Raw genomic sequence first — 21807 nt, 5'->3', positions numbered from 1 at the left:
ACGCTGACATTGCGGCCATAAATGCAGCTCGGTTATGTCCGCCGAATTGACCGCTAAGCGCCGCATGTCGGTCATTGAAGTCATCCCGGCCGCCCACCAAAAGCGGTCACAACTGGTGTCAGGGCCACGGGAAGTTTGCTGCATGAGCATAGCTCCATAATGATCCCAGCATCGGCTTTTTCCAGCCCTGCCCACCGGCCAACTGTTTTGTGGACAGCATCGCACTTTGCTAATATTGCCGTCACTGCACTCGGCGAGGAAATCGCAGCATGTCGGACAAGGGTCCGGTCGCTTTGCCGGCGGCGCCGGTGGCAACAGGTTTTCTGGGCGGCAACGGCAACAATGCGTCCGAAGCCCGGCATGAGCGCCGGATCCTGACCGCGCTCTGCTACGATCTGGTCGGATCGACCGACCTTCTTGCCATCCTGGACATCGAAGAGTTCGAGGAACTGATATCAGCCTTCCAGCGGGCGGCTAGACAGGCGGTCGCGTCATGCTCGGGTGCCGTCCAGGTTGAGGTCGGCGATGGCGGCGTTGCTTTGTTTCCTGCCGAGATGGACGCCAAGGACGCGGCATCGCTGGCGATCCGAGCCGGGCTCGAAATCATCGACGCCTGCAGGCGCGTCGGTTCGGACAAAGGCCGCGCCGATTTGCATGTCCGGGTCGGAATCGCGACATCGATGACCCTGATCCACAAGGGTGACGCCGACACCGGTCATGACAATGTCACCGGCCCTGCCTTCGCGATGGCCACGCGGCTCCAGGCCATCGCGCAGCCGGATACGGTGGTCGTCTCGGACGCGACGCGCAACCTGGCGCGACGGTCACATGTGTTCAGCTTTAGGGGCACCCATGCGATCAAGGGGTTTGCCGAGCCGGAGCTGGTCTGGCGCGCGCTGAGTCACAAGCGGGAGGTCGATCGATTCTTCGCCTTCGGGCGGCTGAGCAGTCCGCTCGTCGCTCGCGAGGCCGAGCTCGCCACGATCGCCGAAGCATGGGCCAGCGCCGTTGCGGGAAACGGCGGCGTGGTGGTGATCGAGGGCGAGGCCGGAATCGGCAAGTCGCGCATTCTTCACGAAGTGCGCCGGCGCACGCGTCACCAGCGCGCGAAACTGCTGTTCTTCCAGTGCACGCCCGGCGGCTTGCACTCGGCGCTGCATCCGCTGCTACAGAACGTACGCGGCGATCTCGCCGGCAACGAAGGACAGCTGAGCGCTGCCGCCGTGGCGGAGGCATTTCGCCATCATGACGTCCGCGATCCCGAAATCATCGACATCTTCTCGTTCCTGCTCGGCGCTGCGGGAGCCGATCCGATGCTCAAGGAGATCGACGCCGAGGCGATGCGCGCGAAAGCCAATTGGGCGGTTCGCCACTCGCTCGAAGCCTTGTGCGCCAGCGGGCCGATCCTCCTGGTGGTCGAGGACATCCATTGGATCGACCTGACGTCGAGACAATTGTTGGCTGAGCTTGCACAGTCGACCCGTCACTTCCCGGCGCTTGTCATCGCGACCACGCGCCTTGAATCCGGGAGCTGGCTGGCAGCATCGAATCCTAGGCAAATCTCGCTAAAGCCGCTCAACCGCGAGCAAACGCGGCTGGCGATCGCGGCGATGTGGCCGCAAGGCAAGCCGTCAACTTCCCCGGAATTGCTCGACGTGGTGGAACGCGTGACCGGAGGCGTCCCGCTGTTCATCGAGGAAATCTGCCAGTGGATGACCGAGAACGCGGCCTCGGCAACAGATCGGCTGGCGCAGACCGCGACGCGCAGTCATGCCTCGGTGTTCGAAAGCGTAATCGAGGCCAGGCTCGAAACGCTGGGGCCGGCACGCGAAGTCGCGCGAGCCGCGGCCGTCGCGGGCAATCGTTTCAATCAGGAATTGCTGCGCGCGCTGGTGCCGGAGCTCGACGACGAAATCATCGCAAACGCGCTGGACTCGCTGAGTGAGGCCGGGTTCCTGATCCGCGTGCGGCCTTCCGGCGTTCCGGTCTATGGCGTGCGCCATGCGCTTATCCAGGAGACGATCTACAACGCAACACTGCGCAAGAGACGGCAGGCCTTGCATCGCCGCCTGTTTACCGCGGTGAGCCGCAACCGAAACCTGGCCGGGTGGCTGGGCACCGCCGAGGTCGCCGAGCACGCCGAGCGCGCAGGCCTTGTGGAGGACGCGATCGCTCAGTTCGTGATCGCAGGCACGGAAAGCTCGTCCCGCTCGGCAATGGCGGAAGCGAGGCAGATACTCGAGCATGCATTGGCGCTCTGCGAGCGCGTTGCGGCAGCCGACACGCGAGACGCGCTGCGGCTATCGGCAATGATCGTGCTCGGTCCCATCCTGACCGCTGTCGAAGGTCCGAACTCAGCGCCCGCCCGCAAATTGTACGAGGACGGCGTGGTGATCGCCCGGCGGCGGCCGGTGGCCGAGCGGGCCAAGTGGTTCCCGATCTACTGGGGCTGGTGGTTCACAGATACTGTCATGGACGGTGAGCGCGCGGAAGTCGTGCTCAGCGATCTCAGGGATGTCAAGGATGCCGAAGTGCAACTCCAGGCCAGGCATTGCGTGTGGGCAATCGACTTCAATCTTGGCCGCCACTACCGCTGCATCGCGGCCGTCGACGCCGGACTGTCGCTCTATGAGCACGGCCAGGGCAAAGCCAATGCTGCGTTGTTCGGCGGGCATGACGCGAGGGTCTGCGGGCTCGCCCACCGCGCCTTGTCGATGTGGTTCGTCGGAAAGCCGGCGAGCGCGATCCATTCGATGTCGGAAGCTAAGAGCTGGGCGCAGCAAACCGGACATGCCGGCAGCATCGCGCATGCCTACCTCAACGAGGCGATGCTGCATTGCTATCGTCGCGATTTTTCGATGCTGCGAAGCGTGATAGCGGATCTGCGCCACTTGACGGAGCACCACAATATGCCCGCGCTCGCCGCCGCAGCGCAAATCTTCGAAGGCTGGTGCGACGGCAACGCCGGCAAGGTCGAGAGCGGCAGGGAAAAAATGCGGCAGGGCCTTGGCCTGCATGGCGAGTTCCAGACGCCTGAGGACGAGCCGGTCTATTGCGGCATGCTGGCAGAGCTTTTGACACGAACTGCCGAGGTTGATGAGGCGCTCGCTCTGCTGGGCTCGGCTGTGGCGCAGGCCGAGGCCGGCGGCAGCCGCTTCTGGCTGGCAGAACTCTATAGGCGAAAGGCGGAGCTACTTCTTCTCCAGGGCGATGCGGAGGCGGACGTAATCGCTGCCCTCGAAAAGAGCATCGCCATAGCCGCGGAGCAAAGCGCCGTGCCTTTCCTCGTCAGTACATACCAGACCCTTCAATCATCAGGCCTGGCACCTGAACTGTTGTCGCGCTATCGCGATCGGGTCGAACGTGCGAAATCCGCTCTCGAGCCGGGCGCCGCGCTGATCGTCAATCCCGAATCGGCCGTTCGGCACTAGCCGGCCCTGCAAGAGCATCCGCGATGCTGGAGCGATATAAACGCCTGGGTCCGCCGCCCGACGAGGCGCTGGCGAGGCTGATGAAGATGCGCGAAGGCCTGGGCATCACGCGGATCGCCGACATTACCGGGCTCGACCAACTCGGCATCCCGGTCGTGCAGGTGACAAGACCTTTCTCGCTCTCCAACGCGGTCGCGCAAGGCAAGGGCGCCACCTTGGCGCAAGCCGCGATATCGGCCCTGCTGGAATCGGCCGAGAGCTTCTTTGCAGAGCAGGTGGCGAATTTCGACACAGTCGTCGGCTGCGCCGATCAATTGCACATTCCGCCGGATCGTTTCGAAAGGCATCTCCAGGGAGGCACCGCGCCCGGATGGCGCGGCAGGGAAACGACGTGGGTAGCCGCAGACAATCTTCTTACCGGCAGACGCGACCTGGTCCCGTTCGAGCTCGCGCACACCGCCTATGTGTTGCCGTCACTGCCCCACGACGGCATTTTCGCGGCATCGACGAGCGGTTTGGCCGCAGGCTTCGAGGAGACGGATGCCATCGTTCATGGCATGCTTGAATGCATCGAACGCGACGCGATCGCCACGGCATACCGGACCCACGGGTTTTTCCATCGTCAACGCATCGATCCCGAGACGATCGACGATCCGTCGCTCCGCGATCTCCTGGAAACTTTGGCGGCCAAGAACGTGCTGGTCGGCCTTTGGCAAGCTTTGTCGCCGTTGGGCATCCCGGTGGTGTGGTGCCATCTGCTGGAAGACGAACCGACGGAAACGGTCCTTTTGGATCATCCGGCTGATGGCTCGGCTGCCGGTTTCAGTCTCGCCGGCGCGGCGGCACACGCCATCTACGAAGCGGCCCAGGCCCGTCTGGCGGCGATCTCGGGCGCGCGCGATGACCTGACGCGCGCGTTCTATCCGAAATACCCGGATCGGCAGATGATCGCAGCGCATCGCCGGCTCCTCCGCGATGGCCCGCGCAGCGTGGATTTCCGCGCTCTCGCCGAGCAGAAGTTCAACACGGCATCGGACGGGCTCTCGGTCCTCTTGGCAATTCTCGAAGAAAGAGGGTTCGAGGCGGTTCACCTAATCCGGGTGGGAACGCGACCGCTCGACGCCCTGTCGGTTGTCAGGATCGTCATCCCTGCCTTGCAGCCGCTTTTGCAGGGGTAGAGATTATGCGCCCGAAACTCGTCTTCACCGGCCCTACCGTGTCCCATGCCGACGCGTTGAAGGTCGTCGATGCGGTATGCCTTCCCCCGGCCGTGCAAGGCTCGATCGTTTCGGCCGTGCAGCATTTCGACCCGAGTGCGATCCTTGTCATAGACGGCGGTTTTCAGGCCGAGCCGGCGGTTCGGCACAAGGAAATCCTGTGGGCCCTCAGCCGCGGCATTCATGTCTTCGGCGCGGCAAGCATGGGTGCCCTTCGAGCAGCCGAGCTGTTCCCCCATATGCAAGGCGTCGGGCTAATCTACAGATGGTATCGCCGCTTCGCCTTTGCACCCGACGACGCAGTAGCAGTATTGCATGGACCGGCCGAGGTGAATTTCGCTCAATTGACGCATGCGCTGATTGATCTGCGCCGGACCCTTCGCGCTGCTTTCCGGCGCGGCGTGATTTCACCCGAACAGCGGGCGAGGCTCGAGGGTGCGGCACAGGCCGTCAACTTTCGCCAGCGCACCCTGGCACGGATGGTCCGGGATGCGCACGACGGCAAGTACGACGTCGAGAAATTGTGCAGGGAGCTAGGCGCGGTTTTCGTCCAGCAAAAGAAGCAAGATGCCCTGCGGGCACTTGAAGTTTTGCGGGAGCAAGCATTTGAAAAAGCACACCCGATGCCGAAATTACAGCTAACCTCGGCCTTCTCCAAGGATATGCATGATGCGGGGCTGGCGCTATAGGCCCTGACCTCTTGGCGGCCGACGATTTACGCAACGTAAGGGCCGTGATAGCGTGGTAGTGTCAGAGGGGGCCAAGCAATTGGACGCGGTCGATCGTGCCGTTGCGCAAGATCCGTTGCTGGGAACGCGGTTCCTGGTCTACCCGCAGGTCCCTCACCTTTCGGGTTACGGAACACCCGAAACAGTATGGATTTCTACTCCACCCGATCTGATCCGCTCCGGCCCGGAAGATCACCGCATCTACGTTCGCGATCCGCTCCTCGACAAGGAGCCTTACGACTACCCTTATCTGCCACCGTTTGTCGGCGAAATCTTTCCGCCTGCCGAGGCTGGCTTTGACGGCCATTTCGATCAGCTTTCCCTGACCTCGCGCCAGTTCCTTTCTGCGCACGCTTTCGCCTCGGTCAGCCGCGTGCTGGACATCTGGGAAAGCTACCTCGGCAAACCGATTGTCTGGTATTTTGCCGAGACGTACGAGCGGCTCGAAATCATCCCCTTCGTTGACTGGGAAAATGCGCAATCGGGCTATGGCTATCTGGAACTCGGCCGAGAGCGCGGCATCGACGGAGGCAGGTATCCCTATGCGCTCAACTTCGATGTGATCGCACATGAGGTCGGCCACGCGATCTTGTTTTCGCTGTTCGGGACACCAGCAGGCGGCCTGACTCAAGGCGATTTCGGACCGTTCCACGAAGCCAACTCGGATCTGGTCTCCCTCTTGTCCTTCCTGAATTTCGACAGCGGCATGGACCGTCTGCTGCGGCACTGCGATGGCAACCTGCTTGTTCTCAATGAATTGAGCCGGATTGCCGAACTGACTGGCGATCGGCAGATCCGCCTCGCCAGCAATGCACGCCGCATGTCGGAGGTGACGGCCGAAATCCACGACAGGTCACGCCCGTTCACGGGAGCTGTGTTCGACACGATCGTCGACGTCTACCACGCGGCATTGGTGCACGAGGGGTTGGCCGACGAGCGGCTGCTGGGGATCGATATCAAGGATGTCGACCAGTCCGATATGCAGCGCATCTCGGATTTCACGTCCCGCGCCTTTCGCGCTCGGCCCTTCATGTTCAAAAGCATGCTGATCAGAGCAAGGGACGAAGTCGCCCTCGCACTTGCTCAGGCATGGCCGCGCCTCGATGCAGATGACCTGACCTTTGAGAATGCCGCTGCCACGCTGGTCGATGTCAGCGACCGGGTGGCACCCGCGCTTGCGGAAAAGTTTGGAGAAAACTTCAGATGGCGGGAGATTCTATGAACTGATCGACTGCAACAAAAAAGGAGGGAGTAAAATGAGCGACGATTATCACAGACCAACCTACACTACGCGTGATCCCCACAGTGCATTCAATGCCACGCAAGTACGCTTGTATGGAATACCTGGCTTGCCGCGATTGAAAACAAGAAATGATATAGCAGAGATAAATACTGCAATCTTAAATAATCAATTTGCCCTTGTTGGCGCTAGAATCGGAATTGATCCCCCTGCAAGCGATGACACAATGACAGTTCTGAAAGATATATTTGATATCAATGCAACCAATAGTTCATACGTTTTTGTCAATTCGATAATAGCCAACTACATGGTCATGATCGGCGCAATCGACGTTAAGCCATCGGTGCCCAAGACGGAATTCACCTCCGGGGTGATATTCGGTTACGCATATGAAGGGCACACGTATGATTTGCCAAAACCCAAGATCATGCTGATTCCAGCAGCTCCGGAACCAAAGATTCCCGACGATGACTCCGGATATGACAAGAAGCAGCTAGAGGGCTACGCGGTCTGGATCGTGGACAAACTCAACCAATGCGTCGAATTCGAAATGAACCAGGGGTTCGTCGAGCAGATCGTCCTCGAGGCGAACCTTCCAGGCAAGCGTTCACCGACGATGTACGCATCCAAGATGACGATGGGACACCGTGGCGGAAAGCTAAACGACTAGTCTCTCATGTTCCCTGTCAAGGTTGAAGGCAAGAAGGCTCGCCTGCTTGGCAGGTTTGCCATGCAGTTGGGCTGAAGCTGCACAGGGCTGGGAGCGGAACTAGAGACGACGGTTGATCAGACTCTCATCCGCAGGTTGGGTACCGGCCTTCCGTGTCTTCGTCTCGGGGCTGTCGTCGTTCTAGAGAGCGGGCGTCGGGCGCATAGAGCGCAACGCAATGCTTGTCGTTGTCACCGCCGGCCGAGATCATTGAATCCTGTCGACACGAGCGCGAAACGATTCATCACATCGATATACCAGAGGCCCTCGGCATCCTCGCCGTGTCCGGCAAACGGCATTTTAGCGGTCGCACCAGTCAACGAGTGTGTCCGCTTTCCGAATGCTACCACCCGAAACCGGACAGGCAGGAGCGGGTCAAAAGGCGAGCTTAGTCGGTCATATGCTAGTGGCGGAGCCGCTCGCTAGAGGCCGCTCTTGAGTTTAACGGCCCAGCACCAGTGCCCAGTAGCGCAGGCTGGGATCGCGGCCGTCGCGCACGTAAGCCAACCCGAAGCGGCTGAAGTCCGGGTCGAGCATGTTGCGCCGGTGGCCGTCCGAATGCATCCAGATGTCGAACAGCTTTTGCAGGTCGAAACGTCCCTCGGCGATGTTTTCGCCCGCGGCGCCACGCACGCCGTTGCCCTTCATGCGCGAGGCGAAATCCTTGCCCCAGCCGGTCGTGTGGCTCATGCGGGCGCGCGATGCCATGTAGCCGGCCTGCTGCAGCGCCGCCTGTTCGAGCTGCGCGTCCGGGATGAGCGCCGGCAGTCCGGCCGATGTGCGGATAGTGCTCAACGTACCTGTGGCGGAAGACGACACGCCGGCGGCTTCGCCGGTCGGCAGCGGGACGCTGGTGCAGGCGGCAATGCCGCCGAGCGCCGCAAGGCCGACGGTCTTGAGCAATGTGCGTCTGTCGAGATGGGGGGAATCGGTGGTCAGGCTGGTCATCCGGCCTCTGATACCGGCGATCGTGGCTTTTGCCGGGCAGCCGATGAATCGCGTTATGCGGCGACATCCTCCGGGAGATCGGATATCATCCCGGCGTTCTAGAAGTGGCAGCCACGGGCGGGCCACCCAGGCGGTGACCGCCCCCCGAGCGATACGGAGGACGGTTATGGCTGGTTTTCATGTCATGGCGGACGCGCAAGGGCTGCATGTGCAGCCCACGGTGCGCCACATCACCACGTCGGATCTATGGGACGCGCTAAGGCTCGGCGCCGAGGATTTCTGGGCCAAGCCCTCGCACTACGTGTTCCTGTGCCTGATCTATCCGGTCGTCGGCCTGATCCTGACGCGGTGGACCTCCGGCTCCAGTGCCATCCAGCTCGTCTATCCGCTGATGTCGGGCTTTGCATTGATCGGTCCCTTTGCTGCCATCGGCCTCTACGAGATCAGCCGCCGGCGCGAGCTCGGCATGAGCAGCCGCTGGCACCATGCGCTCGACGTGCGCCGTTCGCCGGCGCTACCCTCGATCGCGGCGATCGGCGTCCTGCTTTTCGCGCTCTTCCTTCTGTGGCTGTTCACCGCGCAGTCGATCTACACCAGCCTGTTCGGCGCAGAGCCGCCGGCCTCCGTCGGAACCTTCCTGCGCGACGTGCTGACGACCGGCAAGGGCTGGACGCTGATCCTGCTCGGCAACGGTGCCGGCCTCGTCTTCGCAGTCGTCGTGCTTGCCACCACCGTGATTGCCTTCCCGTTGCTGCTCGACCGCGATGTCGGCGCGGTCTCGGCGATCGAGACCTCGGCGCGCGCCGTGATAGTCAACCCGCTGCAGATGGCGCTCTGGGGCCTGACGGTCGCGGTGCTGCTGGTGATCGGCTCGATCCCGCTGTTTGCCGGCCTTGCCGTCGTCATGCCGGTCCTCGGCCACGCGACTTGGCATCTCTATCGCAAGGTGGTGGAGCCGCAGGATATTCGGCCCATCCGCCGGCCGATGTAGGCCGCGCCGGCTCGAACAAAGCAGACGGCCCGAAGCGGTTTACCGAGCCTGGTTCATGAAGATGTTCTTGAGGTCACTCAAGGGGGCGGCATTCGTGGCCGGGCTTTGGGCTGTCGGCTGCATTGATACTACGCGTGCCAACGCTGACGAGTTGGTGCACTTTGAAAGCGCGGCCGTGAAGCCGACGCCGTTTCAGGAGCGCATTGCGCAACAAAACGGGCGAGCGCTCCAGGCCATTCCTGACACGCCATTGAATGGGTATCTGACGCGACCGCCGGGTGAGGGGCCGTTCCCGGCGGTCGTCGTTCTCCATGGATGTTCGGGCCTATTCCCAACTGTAGAGAAAACCTGGTCGCAGCGGCTGTCTTCCTGGGGTTACGTCGTACTCGTTGTCGACAGCTTCAGCACGCGCGGTATTCGCGAGACGTGTGATCACGGCCTGCTCGCTGATGGCAGCCTGTTTGCTGATCGCGTTTATGACGCCTACGGCGCCTTGGAGTTCCTGTCCAAATTGAGTTTCGTCGACCCGCAGCGCACAGCGTTGATGGGGTTCTCCGCCGGTGGGATCGCAACGCTCGCGGCCGTGCAACTTGGCGGCGCCGAGCGGCTGATGGATCGCAAGTTCAAGGCGGCTGTCGCTTACTATCCGAATTGTTCGGCTACGAATGGCGACGTGGCGGTCCCGACATTGATCCTCATCGGCGAGCTCGACGATTGGACCCCTGCCAAAAATTGCCGGGAGATGATGGCGCAGCGCAGCGGCAAGGGCAGCGCCGTGCAGCTTGATGTCTTCAAGGGCGCTCGCCACGCCTTTGCCTCCCCGTCATTCAAGACGGGCACCGAGCAGTACGGCCACCGGGTGGAGTACAACGCAGCTGCGGCCGAAAAATCGGCAAGCGACGTCCACACGTTTTTGAAGCAGGCCTTCAGCGGATAACAGCCATAGCCCTGATCATCCGATCTCAGCGCTGCGCTTCGGTCGCCATCTTCAAAGCCAGCGCCGTCAGCACTGTGCCCATCATCCAGCGCTGGACGACCAGCCAGAACGGCCGTCCGGCGAGGAAGGTGGCGATCGAGCCCGCCGTCACCGCGATGATGGCGTTGACGGTCAGGCTGATCGAGATCTGCGTCACGCCGAGCACCAGAAGCTGCGACAGCACATGGCCCTTGGCCGGGTTGATGAACTGCGGCAAGAGCGACAGATAGAGCACCGCCACCTTCGGATTGAGCAGGTTGGTCATCAGCCCCATGACGAACAGCTTGCGCGGCCTGTCCTTCGGCAGCTCGCGCACCTGGAATGGCGAGCGGCCGCCGGGCCTTAGCGCCTGCCAGGCGAGCCACAGCAAATAAAGCGCGCCGGCAAAGCGCAGCGCGTCATAGGCATAAGGCACGGCGAAGATGAGCGCGGTGATGCCAAAGGCCGCGGACACCACATAGAACAGGAAGCCCAGCGCCACGCCGCCCAGCGAGATCAGCCCGGCCCTCGGCCCTTGCGACAGCGAGCGCGAGATCAGATATCTCGTTTTCGATTTTCAAGAAAATATAGGAATTTCAACACGGTAGGGGAGAACATGCCCTGTTTTCATGTTGCACCGTGTTGCGAGCCAACACCGTTGATTTCCAACTATTACAAACCGCTTGCGGCAACTCCATGCAACATGGAATGCGACATGAAAAAGGCCCGGAAGCGAACCGCCGAGCCTTCAAGTGTCCGAAGGGCAATTTATCAGTTTGATTTCTCGCGGATCGCTTGGAAAATAAGATTTCTGAACTTCGCGCCCAACTCCGGCGAGAGACGGAATGAGCGCCCGACGCGGTCTTCTTCGAGGGCATAAACCAGGATCATGTCCCCGTTCGCCGGATCAAAGCTGGGGATGATCGCCTCAACGCGCTTGGCTCTATCCAGATAGACTTCCTCGGCGGATTTCATGACGTCGATCATGCTGCACCGCCTTTCCGAACTTGCCAGTCCATCTCGGCGGCGAGCTTTGCCATTTCAGCAATGGCGTTTGCGGGATTGTCGCAGCCGCTAGAATATTGCCTCACCAGAATGCCGAACTTCCATTCCGCTTCGTCGACTGTGGCTACAGAACGCCCCTCGACTTCGCCCCAGACGTCATCTATCTCGCAATTGATCTGGTCATGAAGGTCCTCCAGCAGCCTGCCAGCTTGGTTATAGGTGCTGTCGCCAGCAAACCGGGGCTGTTCCCGCAGCGCACCCAGCACATCGCTGACGGTTTGGAGCGCGTCTACCAGTGCGGCCAATTGCTCTATGGGAAGGTTCTTCGTCTCAAATCCGAGAGGATGGACAGGGCGCCTTATGCTGCCGAGATCGTTCATAGGCCCGCCTCCCGAATCGAGGAATGCCAGCGCTGCCTTGATGACTTTTTCGGCTCCGTAGTCGATGAATGCATCCTCTTCAATCGCATAACGCATGGCTTCCGCCACGCCCCGCAACGTTGTGGGTTGCGGTGTCTCATTCCATAGACGATCGGACGCCGGTCCATAGGTGGCCTTGATCAGGTCTTCCTCGTTGTCTTCCGTGATCATCTCGGAAGGGATGGCGCGGAATTCGGCCCTCCTGGCGATGAGTTCAGCTAAAAGATCGGCGAGCGGGTCGGATATGGTTGCTGCTGCTGTAGCCGCCAGAGCCACCGGAAGCGCGGTTGCGCCCGCCATGGCCGGCAGCGTGGCTAGAGCGCCGAGAGCGGCGCGACGGTTGAGTTTAGGCAAAGCAAGGCCATCCGCCGGAGCGGTGATATTCTCAGACATTTTCGGTTGCCCCCCTTGGGCTCGCGACGTGATTGCCGCTGAGCAAGCGTGGCAAATCCATTTATTTGTTGTCAATAATTTTTTTATAGGTCTGGCGAGAATTTATTGGATAAGCTACTTTTGGGGGAATGGAAATGACGCCGGATCAATGCCGCGCCGCGCGCGCGCTTATCAAATGGAACCAGCAGCGCCTCGCCGATGCTGCCGGGATCGGAATTGCGACCTTGACCCTATTCGAGACCGGCACCTCCGCGCCCCGACCGGCCACTGTAGAGGTGCTAGAACGCGCGCTGCGCGATGCCGGCGTGGTTTTCCTTGAGGAAGGGGAAATGATCGATGGCGGCGCCGGGGTGAGGCTCAGGAAGCCTTAATCGGTGCTAGACCGGTGACGTTGGCTGTGGCTGTTGCAAATGCGGATGTCTTTGTGGGTAAGGCCGATATCGGCGGCGGTAGCAAAATTCTGCTCTGGAAGTTTGCTCCTGTCCCCACCAGCAGCGGCGATCTCGCCCCGCTCCTGCGCCGCATCATAGCCAAATAGCGAAGCGCGCGACGCATACCTTTGTACTCGTCGGGAACTTAGGCCGGAGCGAACTTCGCCGCAACCAACTGTGCAAGGGTCTGGACGGCCGGCACGGCTTCTTTCCCCTGCGCCTCTCGCGCGGCAGCGATTGTCTTCTGCCAGTCCTCGTCGGAAATGCCCTGCAGCTTGCGAAGCTCCTCGATCCTGGCCTCGAACCAGAGATAGATCGGAACGGCAGAGCGGAGGCCGACCACCAAGCCAACCTCATACTCGCGGATGCGTTGCACGCCACCGGCGCCTTCCTCGGCATCGATGTTTTCACACCATGCCTCGACGACGCTGACCGGCTGGAATGACGACTGCACGGGCAGTGGGAACCGCTCGCTGTAGAAGGAGCAATGGATGTCCCCGCGAGGGGTGATAGAGCCTTGGCAGCCATCCGCGTGGACGGTGCGAAAGAGCGTGCTTTTCTCAAAATGAGCTGTGACCTTCATTCGTCTTTTGTCCTCTATGGCGCGAATGTGTCATGGTCGAGGTGAATGCACCAGCCGTGCTGGTCGATCCATGAACGCCGCGCATCGAGTTGGTGGCCGTCTCCACCTGATTGTAATCTTCTGTCACGTTGCTGATCGAGGCGGCGCCAGTACCTTCATTTTTCAGCACCACAACGAAGCATTTTAGAACCAAGGCCCGACGACACGGGGGTGCACAGACACGGAAGTTCCTGTAACGGTCGGGACGAGGCCGGCTTTGAAGTCATTCACCTCGCGGATCAGCGGTATATTGGAGATCAACGAAGCAGGCCGAATTTTCGGGGGCGTGAAACCCTTCGCAAGGCCCGCAATTTCAGCCGCGTCTAGGTTTGCGCTCCAATGTCCAATTTGTGCCAGTTCACCGACATAGGATGGCCAGAAAGTGTCGTTGTTGTCGCCGAGCGCCAAGGCTGGCGATCCGGTCGGGTTCCATGAAGGACTGGTGGCGCCAGTGGCTTCAGATACCCCATTAACGAAAAGCTCGTTGGTTCCCGAGTTCCTCCGGTAGTTAAATGCGACGTGGTGCCAGTTGCCGTCATTGATGCTTGTCGTAGAAGTCAACTGGATCGACGCCGTCGAGGTGGTGTTGGTGCCCTGCGCAAGGATCTTGTTGAGGGTATTGTTGATCACGAATCCCCACCCGTTGCGGCTGGAACTGTTCCAGCACGCGATCGGACACGCATTGACGGTCGTTTGAGTGGTCTTCATCAGGAAAGCCACGCAGCCGTTGACCGGTTGCGAAGTCGGTGGCGACCACAGCAACTGATTGGTGCCGCCTGCGAAGTTGATAGCCATCTCTACGACCTCGCCGCCTGCAGGGTGAGTTCGTTGTACATTTCGCGAGCGCGCTGCTTGGCGGTCTCGGTGCTTTCGCCAGCCGAGGCGTAATAGTTCAGCGTGATATCCGAACCTGTGCCGCCAAGCCGCTGCCCGTCACCTGGAACGCCATCTCGATTCCGGCCACGATCAGGTTTCGAGCTAAGTGAAGTCGTTTCATCCTGGGTCATGATCATTCCCATGGCTTCTGGAAGTTCGGAGTTGATGCCAGCGTGCCAGCCTTGGTCGGCCGATATCGGCTTTGATTGGTGAGGCGCAGCGCCCTTGCGGTGGCCAGCAAGTTGCGAACCTCTACTTCCCGAAGCTTGACCAGCTTGGAATAGCGATCGAGGCCGGCATCCTGGGCCAACCACTCGTCCTTGAAGTTGTCGATCAGATTCGAGAGCCGCCTCGCCACACAGACACTTCGGCAATAGCTGGCGAGCGTGTCGAAGGATTCGGCCGGAAAGAAATCCGCCGGAAGCGTATCCACTATGCCGCGCCACACTGCCGCTTGCTCGTCCGTGAGGTCATAGGGAGCATCGGGTGCGGTGGCAGTAACCAGCGGTCTAACCGCCAATGCTGCAACGGATTTTCTGCCTCTAGATCCCATGTGTCAGAAACTTTTTTTGTACACGTTTAGCGAAGGAAAACGGCCCGAGCGGTCTGGGCTCGTTTGCTGTTTTGGATGTCGATACCCCCCCCGGTGCTTGGGTATGGTCCCACACGCTTGCGGGTCTCTCGGCAGACCTCCATGGCTTCGGCGAAGGTCAGATTGAACTTGCGCTTCAGCTGTTCGTAGGCTGTGCCGTCAACGCCGCGCCTGTCGGTCTCGTGCTCTGCGAACCATTCAACTGCTTCGGCCAGGTGTGCGCTCATAGCTTCATCCATTGGTCTGGCTTTGCTCTGTCGCGCCACTTGCCGGCCTCGATCACCTCGACCGTGTCGGCATCGAGTGGCGTTGTTGATGTGTGGACACGCTGGAGATAGATCGCTTCGCCGCAATACGCGTAGAGCAGGACGCTCTTGCCATCCTCGGCCAGGGTCACATCGATCTGGTCGAATGGGATAAGCTGAGTTCTCATTGCATGCTGACCTTGTAGTCGGTCTTGCCGTGGATGATGTGCGCCGTCAGCGCCTCTATCATCATCAGCTGCTCGCGCTCACTCGGCGCCCTTTGGAAGCTTTCAGCGAAGCGGCCGAAGGCAATGTAGATCGAGGTCTCCAGCCGTTTCTTGTCGCGCTGAACTTCCCCCTTCATGGCTTCGCCTCCTAAGGTCATGATGCTCGCCTCATCTGCCTGACAGTTTTGGGGACGTCGTTGCCTGACTTGGCGCAAAGGGTCCAAGCCATAGGGCTCTCGCCAGGGGCAATGCCTTTGATGTCAACGTTGGCGTGCCACAGGCTGCCGCCAGACGTAACCAGGTCACCGGCCCGATATTCGATCTGCTTCTGGAATACGCCCTTGTAGCCGGTGCCTGATGATATCCCGGCCTCAAGCTCACGGATGCGGGCTTCGAGCCTGTCGCATTTTCGATCCGTCATCACATGGAGTTGCGCGAATAGATCGAATGTCAGGCGAGTCGAGAGCGGCTTGGCGATGTCCTCAAATTTGTAGGTCCGCGTAAGCAGGTCAACGACCTCTCCCACATCCTTGAGGAATGCCTCCTCGATAGCCTTTTGGTTTGTCCTGGCCGTTTCCCTGCCGCCGAGCTCGAAGCGCTTGACGTTTGCGATGGTGGCCTCTTCGTTGGCTGGGATCGCCACCAGGGACAATTCCATCACCTCGACGGCCTTGAAGCGAATACCGCCCGAAGCCATACGCTCCACGCCGTTTTCAAGCGGCCGGAAACCGACGCTCACGGCGCGGATCAGGCCGCTTTCGACGGACTGCCAAGCTTCCTCTGTGCGGTCCCTTAGAACGCCAGGAGCCTCGATTTTCGGGATCTCAGCCCGGAACGTTACCCCGGCTTTCGTCGGCTTGTTGAAAAATGCGCGGCCAACGGGGAGTTTCGAATCGTGGTGAAGCAGCAACGGAAGGTCGGGAGCCGCCTTCACGCCGAGCGGCTCGATGATGTCCCCGACTCGATCAACAGCGGGGGTTGTGGCCCAGCCCGAGAAGGTCCGCTTCTTCGGGTCAAACTGTTTGACGGTGATTACGGAATAGGCGCGATCCATTAGCGTCACCTCACGGGCTATTCGCCGAGCCCCAATCAACGCCGGTCAGCTTGTAGACCGAATTCGACCGGACCACCTTGGCGCCGCCATAGGTCGATGCCTGGATGGCGGTCAAGCCGCGCTGGAACAGGTTGATCACCGTGGTGCTTGCCGTTGGCGGGCTATCTGGCGCGTCGTCAAACTGGATCGTGGCATGCCGGAAGTTGTCTACCTGGATGGCATCGGCATTGCCGGCGAGGCCACTTGCATCGACCACGTAGAAGGCGTCGGATGCGCAGGCATCGCAGGGAAGCAAGGGCGTTCTCAGAAGCGTGCCGCCGGTTACCGGGTTGACATCGGCGAAGGCAAAGCCGCCGTCGATGGTCATGGTGGCAAGCAGTTTCACGCGGTCAGGATGCGCGATGAAGAACAGACGGGACTGCGCGCCGAGATCGGTCGCCGCCAGTGCGACTTTGAGATCCTGTTGAACGCCATTGACCGTGCTGCCAACGCTGGCTGAGGTGTTCGCGCCGGCATCGAGGATGGTGAGGAACTGCTCATCGGCGGTGAAGCTGACAGCGCCGCGCAGCTCGTTCGCGATGAGCGGATCGGCGAGCGCGCCGAGCTTCAGCAACTCGTTGCTGACGACGACGAAGGCAACTGCCCGAAACGCATCCACATATTCGCGCTCGAAGGCCGAGCGCGTCATGCGCTTCGCCGAGCCTTCGCCGGTGACATACCCGGTAGCGTTGGCGGTGAAGGCGACAAGCTGGCTGCGGAGCGGCACCTTCACCATCGAATCGAGGATGCGAAAAAATGCCCCGGTGTTGCGCAGGCTGTCCATGAAGGCATCGGACACCACCTTGTAGGGCGCCAATTCCGAGCCCCAGGTGCCGTTGCCGATGCTGCCGGCGGCGACGGCGCTTTTCATGGCTCGGATGGCATCGAGGACGCGGGGAGGCGCGTCGGCATAGTCCAGTTCGCCGGGTTCCTTGTACTGGGCCATGACACGCGCGACCCGGGCCAGGTCGATGCCCTTGTCGATGTCGATTGGAACGGAAATCGCGGCACGCATTTTTAGTGTCTCCAAATCAAAAAGATCATTCTCGAAAGCATCAGAAAGATTTGTCACACGTGACGCAAGGGGACTTTATTCGGTCACGATATCAACCGCCTTCAATGTTGCCAGCAAATCGGCCGTCGCTTCTGCCAGCGCCTTCTTGTCGTTGGCTAGCTCTGGCGGAATCTTCTTGAGGTTGAGCAAAAGCTGGGAGATATGCTGTCTGTTCATTGCCAGGTTAAGCAAGATGACGCCGGCTTCCTCGCGCTCTCGCTGTTCTTGCTTGCGGATGCGGTCGGCCTCGCGCCGTTGATCGGCGGATCTCATGGCCGCCCCCGTCGCAAAGTTACAAATTTTGTAAATCTCCCCCAGCGCTTCAGCTTCATCCGCTGGCGCGGTGTCCTAGAACAAGTCGCGTTGCTCATTCCGCCGCCTCCGCTGTTGCGCTTGTTGCGGATGTTGCGCTTTCTGAGGGAGGCAGAGGCAGATAGCGCTGCCAGGCGTCGATGAAGTCTGTTCGTTGATATCCTCTAGGTGTAGCAGTGCCGATACGCACCACTTTAGGTTTGATACCGTAGGGGCGAAGCTTGTTAGCCAAACCCCTATCATCCAAGGGTTTTCCCTTCATATCGACCCAGGGAGACTCATCGAGGTCACAGAGCCGGCGAAGGATGCTTTCCGTAGCAAGAACCTCGTCATGGCCGAAGATGGTCTTCACGTCGCCCAAGAGTTTGACGCCAAGGCTGGGTGTGCCCTCCTTAGAGAGCGCAACAAGCGCAACAGCCGCAACGCGAGCCCTTTCCGGCCAGTGGCCGCCGGCAGCATCAGCTATCGCCAGAAGCGGTTCCCAGACATCCGCATCACGGTCCTTGATGCCTGGAGGCATTTCCGGCCAGTCCTGGCCGATGTCGGCCGACATGAACGAAGCCCAGCCGGCGAGCCTGTCCTTGACCTCGTCGCCATCCGGCTTGTGCACGCGGCGTCTATAGGCCTCGACTGTTTCTTCTGGCGAACGGCGCCGCATGCGGATGATGACGGAGCGGGTAAGGATGGTATCAGGCAAATCGCCGAGGCCGGCGAGCGCCACCGCGCAGTAGGCTGGAATCTCTTCCGTCTCGACGAGCTTTCCTCGAACAACGCACCGGCCGGCGACGGCGCCGCGACGATGACCGGCATTGAGCAGCCCGCGAATCTCCTCGTTGTCCTTGGCCTTCGGCCCGAAGATGGTGTCGATCTCGTCGAAGAGGATGGTCGGGGCGCCAGCCTCATCCGCGACCTTGCGGAAGAGATATGCCGGCGTGACGTTCACCGCCTCGACAGGACGCGGCACCAGAAGCTCCGAAATCTCTAGCGCCCGGGTCTTTCCAGATCCTGGCTCGGGAGACAGGAACGCGATGCGCGGTGTCGATTCCCACGCATCCATCATGTGTGTGTGCGCTATCCAGAGAACATGCGCGACGTGCGCTTCTTCGGATGGGTAGGCGACGAAGCGGCCGACGAAGTTATAAACCTCGTCGAGGAGGTCGGCGGCGAAGGTATCTTCCTCCATCAATACGACCTCCTTGACGTGCGGCGGTATTCTTGCGCGGCGATCTGAATGTGCGATGGGATCGGCGCTGGCATTGGCCGCCAAGGCCTGTCATTGAACGAGGCCACGATGCCGGCGACGTAGCTGTACGACCGCGCGGTCGGATCGTGCTCATAGCCGGCGTCATCGAAGCGAAGCACCGCGCATTGCAAGTGATTGCGGGCAGCGGTGAGATGACGGACGGCTGCATCGATGTGGATGTCCTCAATGCTTGGGAGGTTCGGCCGAATCGTCATGCGGCGCCTCCGTAAGCGAGCCTGGCTGTAGCCAGCGCCAACGGGACCGACATCGGAAAGCGGCCCATGATGCAAGCCGCTTGCCTGAGGCGGAGGTCTTCGGCTATTGTTGTGATCTTGCTGCTTTGAATATCGACTTCGCGAAGCTCGCCCTGGCCGGCGGGCTTTCGCATTTCAGGAGGCTGCATTAGCGCCTCCCTGGTCGTTGGCCGGCCAATCGTCTCGTAGGCGGCTGATGCGGAGCACATGGCACGCCTCGCGCGGGCTGATGCCGAACAGGCGGCGCAAGTTGGGTATGATTGGCTTCTCAAGTTGGGTACGATTTTCGCGAAGCCATTCGATGGCTTGCTCCAAGTGCCCCATGTCGTCGGTATGATCGGACTTCGGGATCGCCATCAAACAGCTTCCCCCAAGACTGCGTTAAGCAACTTGCGGCGGGTGCTGACATAGCGGTCGCCAACCTTGTTGACGCCCGGCAGCTTGCCAGTGGCCACGAGGTGATAGGTTTGTCGCTCGCTGCGGTTGATAATCTTTGCGAAGTTCTCGATGCCCCAGATTGGAGCGTCGAAGTCCGAAATCGTCTCTGGAGTGGTTGTCATTGGCGGCTCCTTGATGTATGACAATGACACCATATTAGTGTCGCACCATTTTGGTGTCAAGGTTTGGTGTCGTTTTAGTGTCAAGGGCACTAAATGAGCCTGGGGAGAACCGCCGATGGCAGAAGATCACGAGACGCGCATCACCTTGCGATTGCCGCAAAAGCTGCATGCGGAGCTTGTCGCATCAGCCGAAAAGTTTTCCCGTTCGATGAACGGCGAAATAGTTTTTCGGCTTGAGGAATTCGGGAAAATGATGCGCGAGGTCGAGCGTGCGGAAGAGCGCGCCTCCAAGCTTGAGTGGGAGATCCACTCAAATGAACGCGCGAACGAAAGGACCTTCGAAAAAGCATTCATTGAGGGAATGGAGCGGCTCGCCCGCATTGAAGAAAAGCTAGACGCCAAGTTCAAAAAGTGAGGGCAGCTATGTCCATTCGTAAGCGCACATGGAAGACTGCGAAGGGCGAGGCCCGAGAATCATGGATCGTTGACTATTTCGACCAGGATCGGAAGCGCGCCATAAAGACATTCTCGACGCGCAAGGAAGCCCGAGAGTGGGAAACCACCATGCGCGGGGAGGTGAGGGAAAAGCGCCACGTCATCGCGTCCAAATCCCTCACCGTCGCCGAGGCGGGCGCCGAATGGCTGAAGGCCGTCGAGCATGGCCGGGACGATCGCGAGCCGGCCGAGAAGGCGACGCTTCGAGGCTACAAGCATCACCTCGACGCCTACATCGCGCCAGCGATGGGCACCAAGAAACTGACAGACTTGGCCAAGGTTGATGTCGTCACGTTTCGGAACGATCTGCTCAAGAAACTGACGCGCGCCACGGCAAAGAAGGTGTTGCAGAGCCTCAAGGGCATCCTATCGGAAATGGTTCATCAGGATCGGGTAGGGGTCAACGTCGCGTCGGCTGTGAAGATCGGCATTGGCGGTCGCCACGCCGAGGAAGTCGATATCCCGTCGATCGCCGATATCAAGCTGATCCGCGCCAAGGCCAAGGAACTGCCTCTAGTGCGCCGTGGCATGATCGAGACAGCCATTCACACCGGTATGCGCGCGTCGGAGATCCGGGGACTGCCTTGGGATGCTGTAGACCTGAAGGCTGGCACTATCGAAGTTCGGCAGCGCGCGGATGAATATGGCGTCATTGGCCCGCCGAAGTCGAGGGCAGGGAAGCGCACCATCACTCTGCCGGCCGACCTCGTGTCGCTGCTGAAAGAGCTAAGGCTCCAGGCAGGCAAAAACGAATTGGTGTTCCCAACTGAAGCCGGCACGCCATGGCTGTTGTCGAACTTCTACGCCCGCGTCTGGACGAAGCTGTTGAAGGATGCCGGGGTCAAGGCGGTCGGCTTCCATTGCCTGCGGCATTTCCATGCCAGCATGCTCATCGACAGCGACGCCAATCCGAAAGAGATCCAGACCGAGCTCGGCCATTCATCGATCCAGATGACCTATGACCTTTACGGGCACCTGCTCAAATCGAAGGACAGCAACGCCAAGCAGAAGGACCGCGCCGAGGCCCTGGCGAAACGTCTGTAGAACACTCACTGCGACATAAAAGGCCTGTTTTGCAACATGGCCGTTGAAAACAAAGCGTTTTTCGCCCTCATGAGTGGATCAGATAGATCATGTTCGGGCCGGGTGTGAGCACCATGCCGAGGCAGATCAGCGCGAAGGTCAGATGGTTGGCGGCGTCAGGCATCGCTCGATCTCCAGCACCTGCGGCAGGGAAGGTCCGATGCCGGCGGGGACGGACATGTGCCTTGTGCCGCGCACCAGCGCAAGGGACTTGCCGGCGCCGTTCGTTGCGCCAGGGCGGGCAGCGCCGCAGGCTTTGGTAGCCTTTCTACTCACCGACGATCGAGGCTGCCGGACGAGGCGAGGTAATAGGATCGGCATGACGAAGGACGATCTTCCACGCGCCTTTCTCCCGCCGAAATATAGTGGTGGTTCGAAGTGCGATCGGAACAAGCTTGTCGCTGCCGCCGACCTTGGATCGGACCCGCTCGATCTCGATGATGTAACCCAAGTCGGTCGTTGCGTACTCGGAAACACGGTCAAAGCCGATAACCTCTCCGTCTCGGTAGTTGGTAGCGGCCCGGTCCATCGTTTCGGCAGCCTTTTTCCATCCTTTTGCCGGCGGGCCGAATGGATTGGCGATGACGACGTCATCCCGTTGTGAGAAGAGACTTTTCAATGGTTCGGGATTGCCCTTGACGAAGGCATCCAGGGCTAAATGATCCTGCTGATGAGTTTCGCGAG

Annotated in this window: 30 protein-coding genes and 2 pseudogenes; 11 read left to right on the top strand and 21 right to left on the bottom strand. The window is 60.3% G+C overall.

The genetic code is table 11. The features are described 5' to 3' along the window. Nucleotides 1-269 precede the first annotated feature (269 nt). From P9230_RS18425 to P9230_RS18405, 5 genes are all read left to right on the top strand, one after another. The gene (locus tag P9230_RS18425; protein ID WP_278120312.1) at nt 270-3431 is read left to right on the top strand and encodes an AAA family ATPase; all 3162 of its coding nucleotides are present in this window, start codon (nt 270-272) and stop codon (nt 3429-3431) included. 23 nt (nt 3432-3454) lie between these two features. Further along, the gene (locus P9230_RS18420; protein WP_278120310.1) at nt 3455-4609 is read left to right on the top strand and encodes a YcaO-like family protein; all 1155 of its coding nucleotides are present in this window, start codon (nt 3455-3457) and stop codon (nt 4607-4609) included. Between the two features lie 5 nt (nt 4610-4614). Then, entirely contained in the window at nt 4615-5337 is a 723-nt protein-coding gene (locus P9230_RS18415) for a TfuA-like protein (RefSeq protein ID WP_278120308.1), read from the top strand. Between the two features lie 79 nt (nt 5338-5416). Next, entirely contained in the window at nt 5417-6598 is a 1182-nt protein-coding gene (locus P9230_RS18410) for a hypothetical protein (RefSeq protein WP_164748165.1), read from the top strand. Nucleotides 6599-6632: 34 nt separating this feature from the next. Continuing rightward, entirely contained in the window at nt 6633-7286 is a 654-nt protein-coding gene (locus P9230_RS18405) for a hypothetical protein (RefSeq protein ID WP_127334840.1), read from the top strand. Nucleotides 7287-7516: 230 nt separating this feature from the next. Here the strand turns inward: P9230_RS18405 and P9230_RS18400 are convergent, their stop codons facing one another. Further along, nucleotides 7517-7645 (bottom strand): hypothetical protein, encoded by a 129-nt coding sequence (locus tag P9230_RS18400; RefSeq protein ID WP_278120304.1) that lies wholly within the window; start codon nt 7643-7645, stop codon nt 7517-7519. Nucleotides 7646-7766: 121 nt separating this feature from the next. Continuing rightward, nucleotides 7767-8273 (bottom strand): CAP domain-containing protein, encoded by a 507-nt coding sequence (locus tag P9230_RS18395; RefSeq protein ID WP_278056957.1) that lies wholly within the window; start codon nt 8271-8273, stop codon nt 7767-7769. A 166-nt stretch (nt 8274-8439) separates the two neighbouring features. Between P9230_RS18395 and P9230_RS18390 the strand changes: the two genes are divergently transcribed. Together P9230_RS18390 and P9230_RS18385 are read left to right on the top strand one after the other, a co-directional pair. Further along, nucleotides 8440-9264 (top strand): DUF2189 domain-containing protein, encoded by an 825-nt coding sequence (locus P9230_RS18390; protein WP_278120302.1) that lies wholly within the window; start codon nt 8440-8442, stop codon nt 9262-9264. Nucleotides 9265-9319: 55 nt separating this feature from the next. Then, nucleotides 9320-10201, top strand: coding sequence for a dienelactone hydrolase family protein (locus P9230_RS18385; protein WP_278120300.1), 882 nt, complete (start codon nt 9320-9322; stop codon nt 10199-10201). 25 nt (nt 10202-10226) lie between these two features. Here P9230_RS18385 and P9230_RS18380 read toward each other — a convergent pair. The 3 genes and pseudogenes from P9230_RS18380 to P9230_RS18370 all read right to left on the bottom strand — a co-directional run. Continuing rightward, nucleotides 10227-10781: pseudogene (locus P9230_RS18380) on the bottom strand (LysE family translocator); the annotation flags it as partial. Between the two features lie 209 nt (nt 10782-10990). Then, nucleotides 10991-11206, bottom strand: coding sequence for a hypothetical protein (locus P9230_RS18375; RefSeq protein ID WP_278120299.1), 216 nt, complete (start codon nt 11204-11206; stop codon nt 10991-10993). Then, on the bottom strand, nt 11203-12036 hold the full coding sequence (locus P9230_RS18370) for a hypothetical protein (RefSeq protein WP_278120297.1): 834 nt from the start codon (nt 12034-12036) through the stop codon (nt 11203-11205). Before P9230_RS18370 ends, P9230_RS18375 begins: the two co-directional genes overlap by 4 nt. 128 nt (nt 12037-12164) lie before the next feature. Here P9230_RS18370 and P9230_RS18365 point away from each other — a divergent pair, with 128 nt between their 5' ends. Together P9230_RS18365 and P9230_RS18360 are read left to right on the top strand one after the other, a co-directional pair. Next, nucleotides 12165-12407, top strand: a complete 243-nt coding sequence (locus tag P9230_RS18365) for a helix-turn-helix transcriptional regulator (RefSeq protein WP_278120295.1) — start codon at nt 12165-12167, stop codon at nt 12405-12407. Nucleotides 12408-12421: 14 nt separating this feature from the next. Continuing rightward, nucleotides 12422-12574: a hypothetical protein gene (locus tag P9230_RS18360; RefSeq protein WP_278120293.1), complete on the top strand. Its 153-nt coding sequence runs from the start codon at nt 12422-12424 to the stop codon at nt 12572-12574. A gap of 38 nt (nt 12575-12612) precedes the next feature. Here the strand turns inward: P9230_RS18360 and P9230_RS18355 are convergent, their stop codons facing one another. From P9230_RS18355 to P9230_RS18290, 14 genes are all read right to left on the bottom strand, one after another. Continuing rightward, on the bottom strand, nt 12613-13050 hold the full coding sequence (locus P9230_RS18355) for a hypothetical protein (protein WP_278120291.1): 438 nt from the start codon (nt 13048-13050) through the stop codon (nt 12613-12615). A gap of 183 nt (nt 13051-13233) precedes the next feature. Beyond that, the gene (locus tag P9230_RS18350) at nt 13234-13884 is read right to left on the bottom strand and encodes a LamG domain-containing protein (RefSeq protein WP_127324822.1); all 651 of its coding nucleotides are present in this window, start codon (nt 13882-13884) and stop codon (nt 13234-13236) included. Between the two features lie 2 nt (nt 13885-13886). Further along, a complete protein-coding gene (locus tag P9230_RS18345; RefSeq protein ID WP_278120288.1) occupies nt 13887-14102 on the bottom strand; it encodes a hypothetical protein in 216 nt (71 codons plus the stop codon). Next, nucleotides 14099-14398 carry a hypothetical protein gene (locus P9230_RS18340; protein WP_278120286.1) on the bottom strand — a complete coding sequence of 100 codons (300 nt, stop codon included), beginning with the start codon at nt 14396-14398 and terminating at the stop codon, nt 14099-14101. The genes P9230_RS18345 and P9230_RS18340 overlap by 4 nt, the downstream gene beginning before the upstream one ends. A gap of 146 nt (nt 14399-14544) precedes the next feature. Further along, on the bottom strand, nt 14545-14784 hold the full coding sequence (locus tag P9230_RS18335) for a hypothetical protein (protein ID WP_278120284.1): 240 nt from the start codon (nt 14782-14784) through the stop codon (nt 14545-14547). Beyond that, a complete protein-coding gene (locus tag P9230_RS18330) occupies nt 14781-14990 on the bottom strand; it encodes a hypothetical protein (protein WP_278120282.1) in 210 nt (69 codons plus the stop codon). Before P9230_RS18330 ends, P9230_RS18335 begins: the two co-directional genes overlap by 4 nt. Beyond that, a complete protein-coding gene (locus tag P9230_RS18325) occupies nt 14987-15166 on the bottom strand; it encodes a hypothetical protein (RefSeq protein WP_278120280.1) in 180 nt (59 codons plus the stop codon). Before P9230_RS18325 ends, P9230_RS18330 begins: the two co-directional genes overlap by 4 nt. 17 nt (nt 15167-15183) lie before the next feature. Then, nucleotides 15184-16083 carry an HK97 family phage prohead protease gene (locus P9230_RS18320; RefSeq protein WP_278120279.1) on the bottom strand — a complete coding sequence of 300 codons (900 nt, stop codon included), beginning with the start codon at nt 16081-16083 and terminating at the stop codon, nt 15184-15186. 10 nt (nt 16084-16093) lie between these two features. Beyond that, nucleotides 16094-17137, bottom strand: a complete 1044-nt coding sequence (locus P9230_RS18315; protein ID WP_278120277.1) for a phage major capsid protein — start codon at nt 17135-17137, stop codon at nt 16094-16096. Nucleotides 17138-17212: 75 nt separating this feature from the next. Then, nucleotides 17213-17449, bottom strand: a complete 237-nt coding sequence (locus tag P9230_RS18310; protein ID WP_278120275.1) for a hypothetical protein — start codon at nt 17447-17449, stop codon at nt 17213-17215. 94 nt (nt 17450-17543) lie between these two features. Continuing rightward, nucleotides 17544-18755, bottom strand: coding sequence for a DUF3631 domain-containing protein (locus P9230_RS18305; RefSeq protein WP_278120273.1), 1212 nt, complete (start codon nt 18753-18755; stop codon nt 17544-17546). After that, entirely contained in the window at nt 18671-18946 is a 276-nt protein-coding gene (locus P9230_RS18300) for a hypothetical protein (protein ID WP_278120271.1), read from the bottom strand. Before P9230_RS18300 ends, P9230_RS18305 begins: the two co-directional genes overlap by 85 nt. A 174-nt stretch (nt 18947-19120) precedes the next feature. Next, nucleotides 19121-19342: a hypothetical protein gene (locus P9230_RS18295; protein ID WP_278120269.1), complete on the bottom strand. Its 222-nt coding sequence runs from the start codon at nt 19340-19342 to the stop codon at nt 19121-19123. Beyond that, nucleotides 19342-19545: a hypothetical protein gene (locus tag P9230_RS18290; protein WP_278120267.1), complete on the bottom strand. Its 204-nt coding sequence runs from the start codon at nt 19543-19545 to the stop codon at nt 19342-19344. Before P9230_RS18290 ends, P9230_RS18295 begins: the two co-directional genes overlap by 1 nt. 115 nt (nt 19546-19660) lie before the next feature. Between P9230_RS18290 and P9230_RS18285 the strand changes: the two genes are divergently transcribed. Then, the gene (locus P9230_RS18285) at nt 19661-19960 is read left to right on the top strand and encodes an Arc family DNA-binding protein (protein ID WP_278120265.1); all 300 of its coding nucleotides are present in this window, start codon (nt 19661-19663) and stop codon (nt 19958-19960) included. Nucleotides 19961-19968: 8 nt separating this feature from the next. Further along, entirely contained in the window at nt 19969-21084 is a 1116-nt protein-coding gene (locus tag P9230_RS18280; protein ID WP_278120263.1) for a site-specific integrase, read from the top strand. A gap of 76 nt (nt 21085-21160) precedes the next feature. Here the strand turns inward: P9230_RS18280 and P9230_RS18275 are convergent. Together P9230_RS18275 and P9230_RS18270 are read right to left on the bottom strand one after the other, a co-directional pair. Beyond that, nucleotides 21161-21247: pseudogene (locus tag P9230_RS18275) on the bottom strand (LysE family translocator); the annotation flags it as partial. A 144-nt stretch (nt 21248-21391) separates the two neighbouring features. Next, entirely contained in the window at nt 21392-21742 is a 351-nt protein-coding gene (locus P9230_RS18270) for a nuclear transport factor 2 family protein (protein ID WP_278120260.1), read from the bottom strand. Nucleotides 21743-21807 lie beyond the last annotated feature (65 nt).

The organism is Mesorhizobium sp. WSM4887, from assembly GCF_029625865.1.
Lineage (GTDB): Bacteria > Pseudomonadota > Alphaproteobacteria > Rhizobiales > Rhizobiaceae > Mesorhizobium.
Note: the sequence above shows the minus strand (reverse complement) of the source record. Positions and strands in the feature narration are given on the sequence as shown.

Excerpts from the sequence above, each read along its gene's own strand:
- P9230_RS18425 (WP_278120312.1), top strand. The coding sequence starts at position 270 with ATGTCGGACAAGGGTCCGGTCGCTTTGCCGGCGGCGCCGGTGGCAACA.
- P9230_RS18420 (WP_278120310.1), top strand. The coding sequence starts at position 3,455 with ATGCTGGAGCGATATAAACGCCTGGGTCCGCCGCCCGACGAGGCGCTG.
- P9230_RS18415 (WP_278120308.1), top strand. The coding sequence starts at position 4,615 with ATGCGCCCGAAACTCGTCTTCACCGGCCCTACCGTGTCCCATGCCGAC.
- P9230_RS18405 (WP_127334840.1), top strand. The coding sequence starts at position 6,633 with ATGAGCGACGATTATCACAGACCAACCTACACTACGCGTGATCCCCAC.
- P9230_RS18395 (WP_278056957.1), bottom strand. The coding sequence starts at position 8,273 with ATGACCAGCCTGACCACCGATTCCCCCCATCTCGACAGACGCACATTG.
- P9230_RS18390 (WP_278120302.1), top strand. The coding sequence starts at position 8,440 with ATGGCTGGTTTTCATGTCATGGCGGACGCGCAAGGGCTGCATGTGCAG.
- P9230_RS18385 (WP_278120300.1), top strand. The coding sequence starts at position 9,320 with ATGAAGATGTTCTTGAGGTCACTCAAGGGGGCGGCATTCGTGGCCGGG.
- P9230_RS18375 (WP_278120299.1), bottom strand. The coding sequence starts at position 11,206 with ATGATCGACGTCATGAAATCCGCCGAGGAAGTCTATCTGGATAGAGCC.
- P9230_RS18370 (WP_278120297.1), bottom strand. The coding sequence starts at position 12,036 with ATGTCTGAGAATATCACCGCTCCGGCGGATGGCCTTGCTTTGCCTAAA.
- P9230_RS18365 (WP_278120295.1), top strand. The coding sequence starts at position 12,165 with ATGGAAATGACGCCGGATCAATGCCGCGCCGCGCGCGCGCTTATCAAA.
- P9230_RS18355 (WP_278120291.1), bottom strand. The coding sequence starts at position 13,050 with ATGAAGGTCACAGCTCATTTTGAGAAAAGCACGCTCTTTCGCACCGTC.
- P9230_RS18350 (WP_127324822.1), bottom strand. The coding sequence starts at position 13,884 with ATGGCTATCAACTTCGCAGGCGGCACCAATCAGTTGCTGTGGTCGCCA.
- P9230_RS18345 (WP_278120288.1), bottom strand. The coding sequence starts at position 14,102 with ATGATCATGACCCAGGATGAAACGACTTCACTTAGCTCGAAACCTGAT.
- P9230_RS18335 (WP_278120284.1), bottom strand. The coding sequence starts at position 14,784 with ATGAGCGCACACCTGGCCGAAGCAGTTGAATGGTTCGCAGAGCACGAG.
- P9230_RS18330 (WP_278120282.1), bottom strand. The coding sequence starts at position 14,990 with ATGAGAACTCAGCTTATCCCATTCGACCAGATCGATGTGACCCTGGCC.
- P9230_RS18325 (WP_278120280.1), bottom strand. The coding sequence starts at position 15,166 with ATGAAGGGGGAAGTTCAGCGCGACAAGAAACGGCTGGAGACCTCGATC.
- P9230_RS18320 (WP_278120279.1), bottom strand. The coding sequence starts at position 16,083 with ATGGATCGCGCCTATTCCGTAATCACCGTCAAACAGTTTGACCCGAAG.
- P9230_RS18315 (WP_278120277.1), bottom strand. The coding sequence starts at position 17,137 with ATGCGTGCCGCGATTTCCGTTCCAATCGACATCGACAAGGGCATCGAC.
- P9230_RS18310 (WP_278120275.1), bottom strand. The coding sequence starts at position 17,449 with ATGAGATCCGCCGATCAACGGCGCGAGGCCGACCGCATCCGCAAGCAA.
- P9230_RS18300 (WP_278120271.1), bottom strand. The coding sequence starts at position 18,946 with ATGACGATTCGGCCGAACCTCCCAAGCATTGAGGACATCCACATCGAT.
- P9230_RS18295 (WP_278120269.1), bottom strand. The coding sequence starts at position 19,342 with ATGGCGATCCCGAAGTCCGATCATACCGACGACATGGGGCACTTGGAG.
- P9230_RS18290 (WP_278120267.1), bottom strand. The coding sequence starts at position 19,545 with ATGACAACCACTCCAGAGACGATTTCGGACTTCGACGCTCCAATCTGG.
- P9230_RS18285 (WP_278120265.1), top strand. The coding sequence starts at position 19,661 with ATGGCAGAAGATCACGAGACGCGCATCACCTTGCGATTGCCGCAAAAG.
- P9230_RS18280 (WP_278120263.1), top strand. The coding sequence starts at position 19,969 with ATGTCCATTCGTAAGCGCACATGGAAGACTGCGAAGGGCGAGGCCCGA.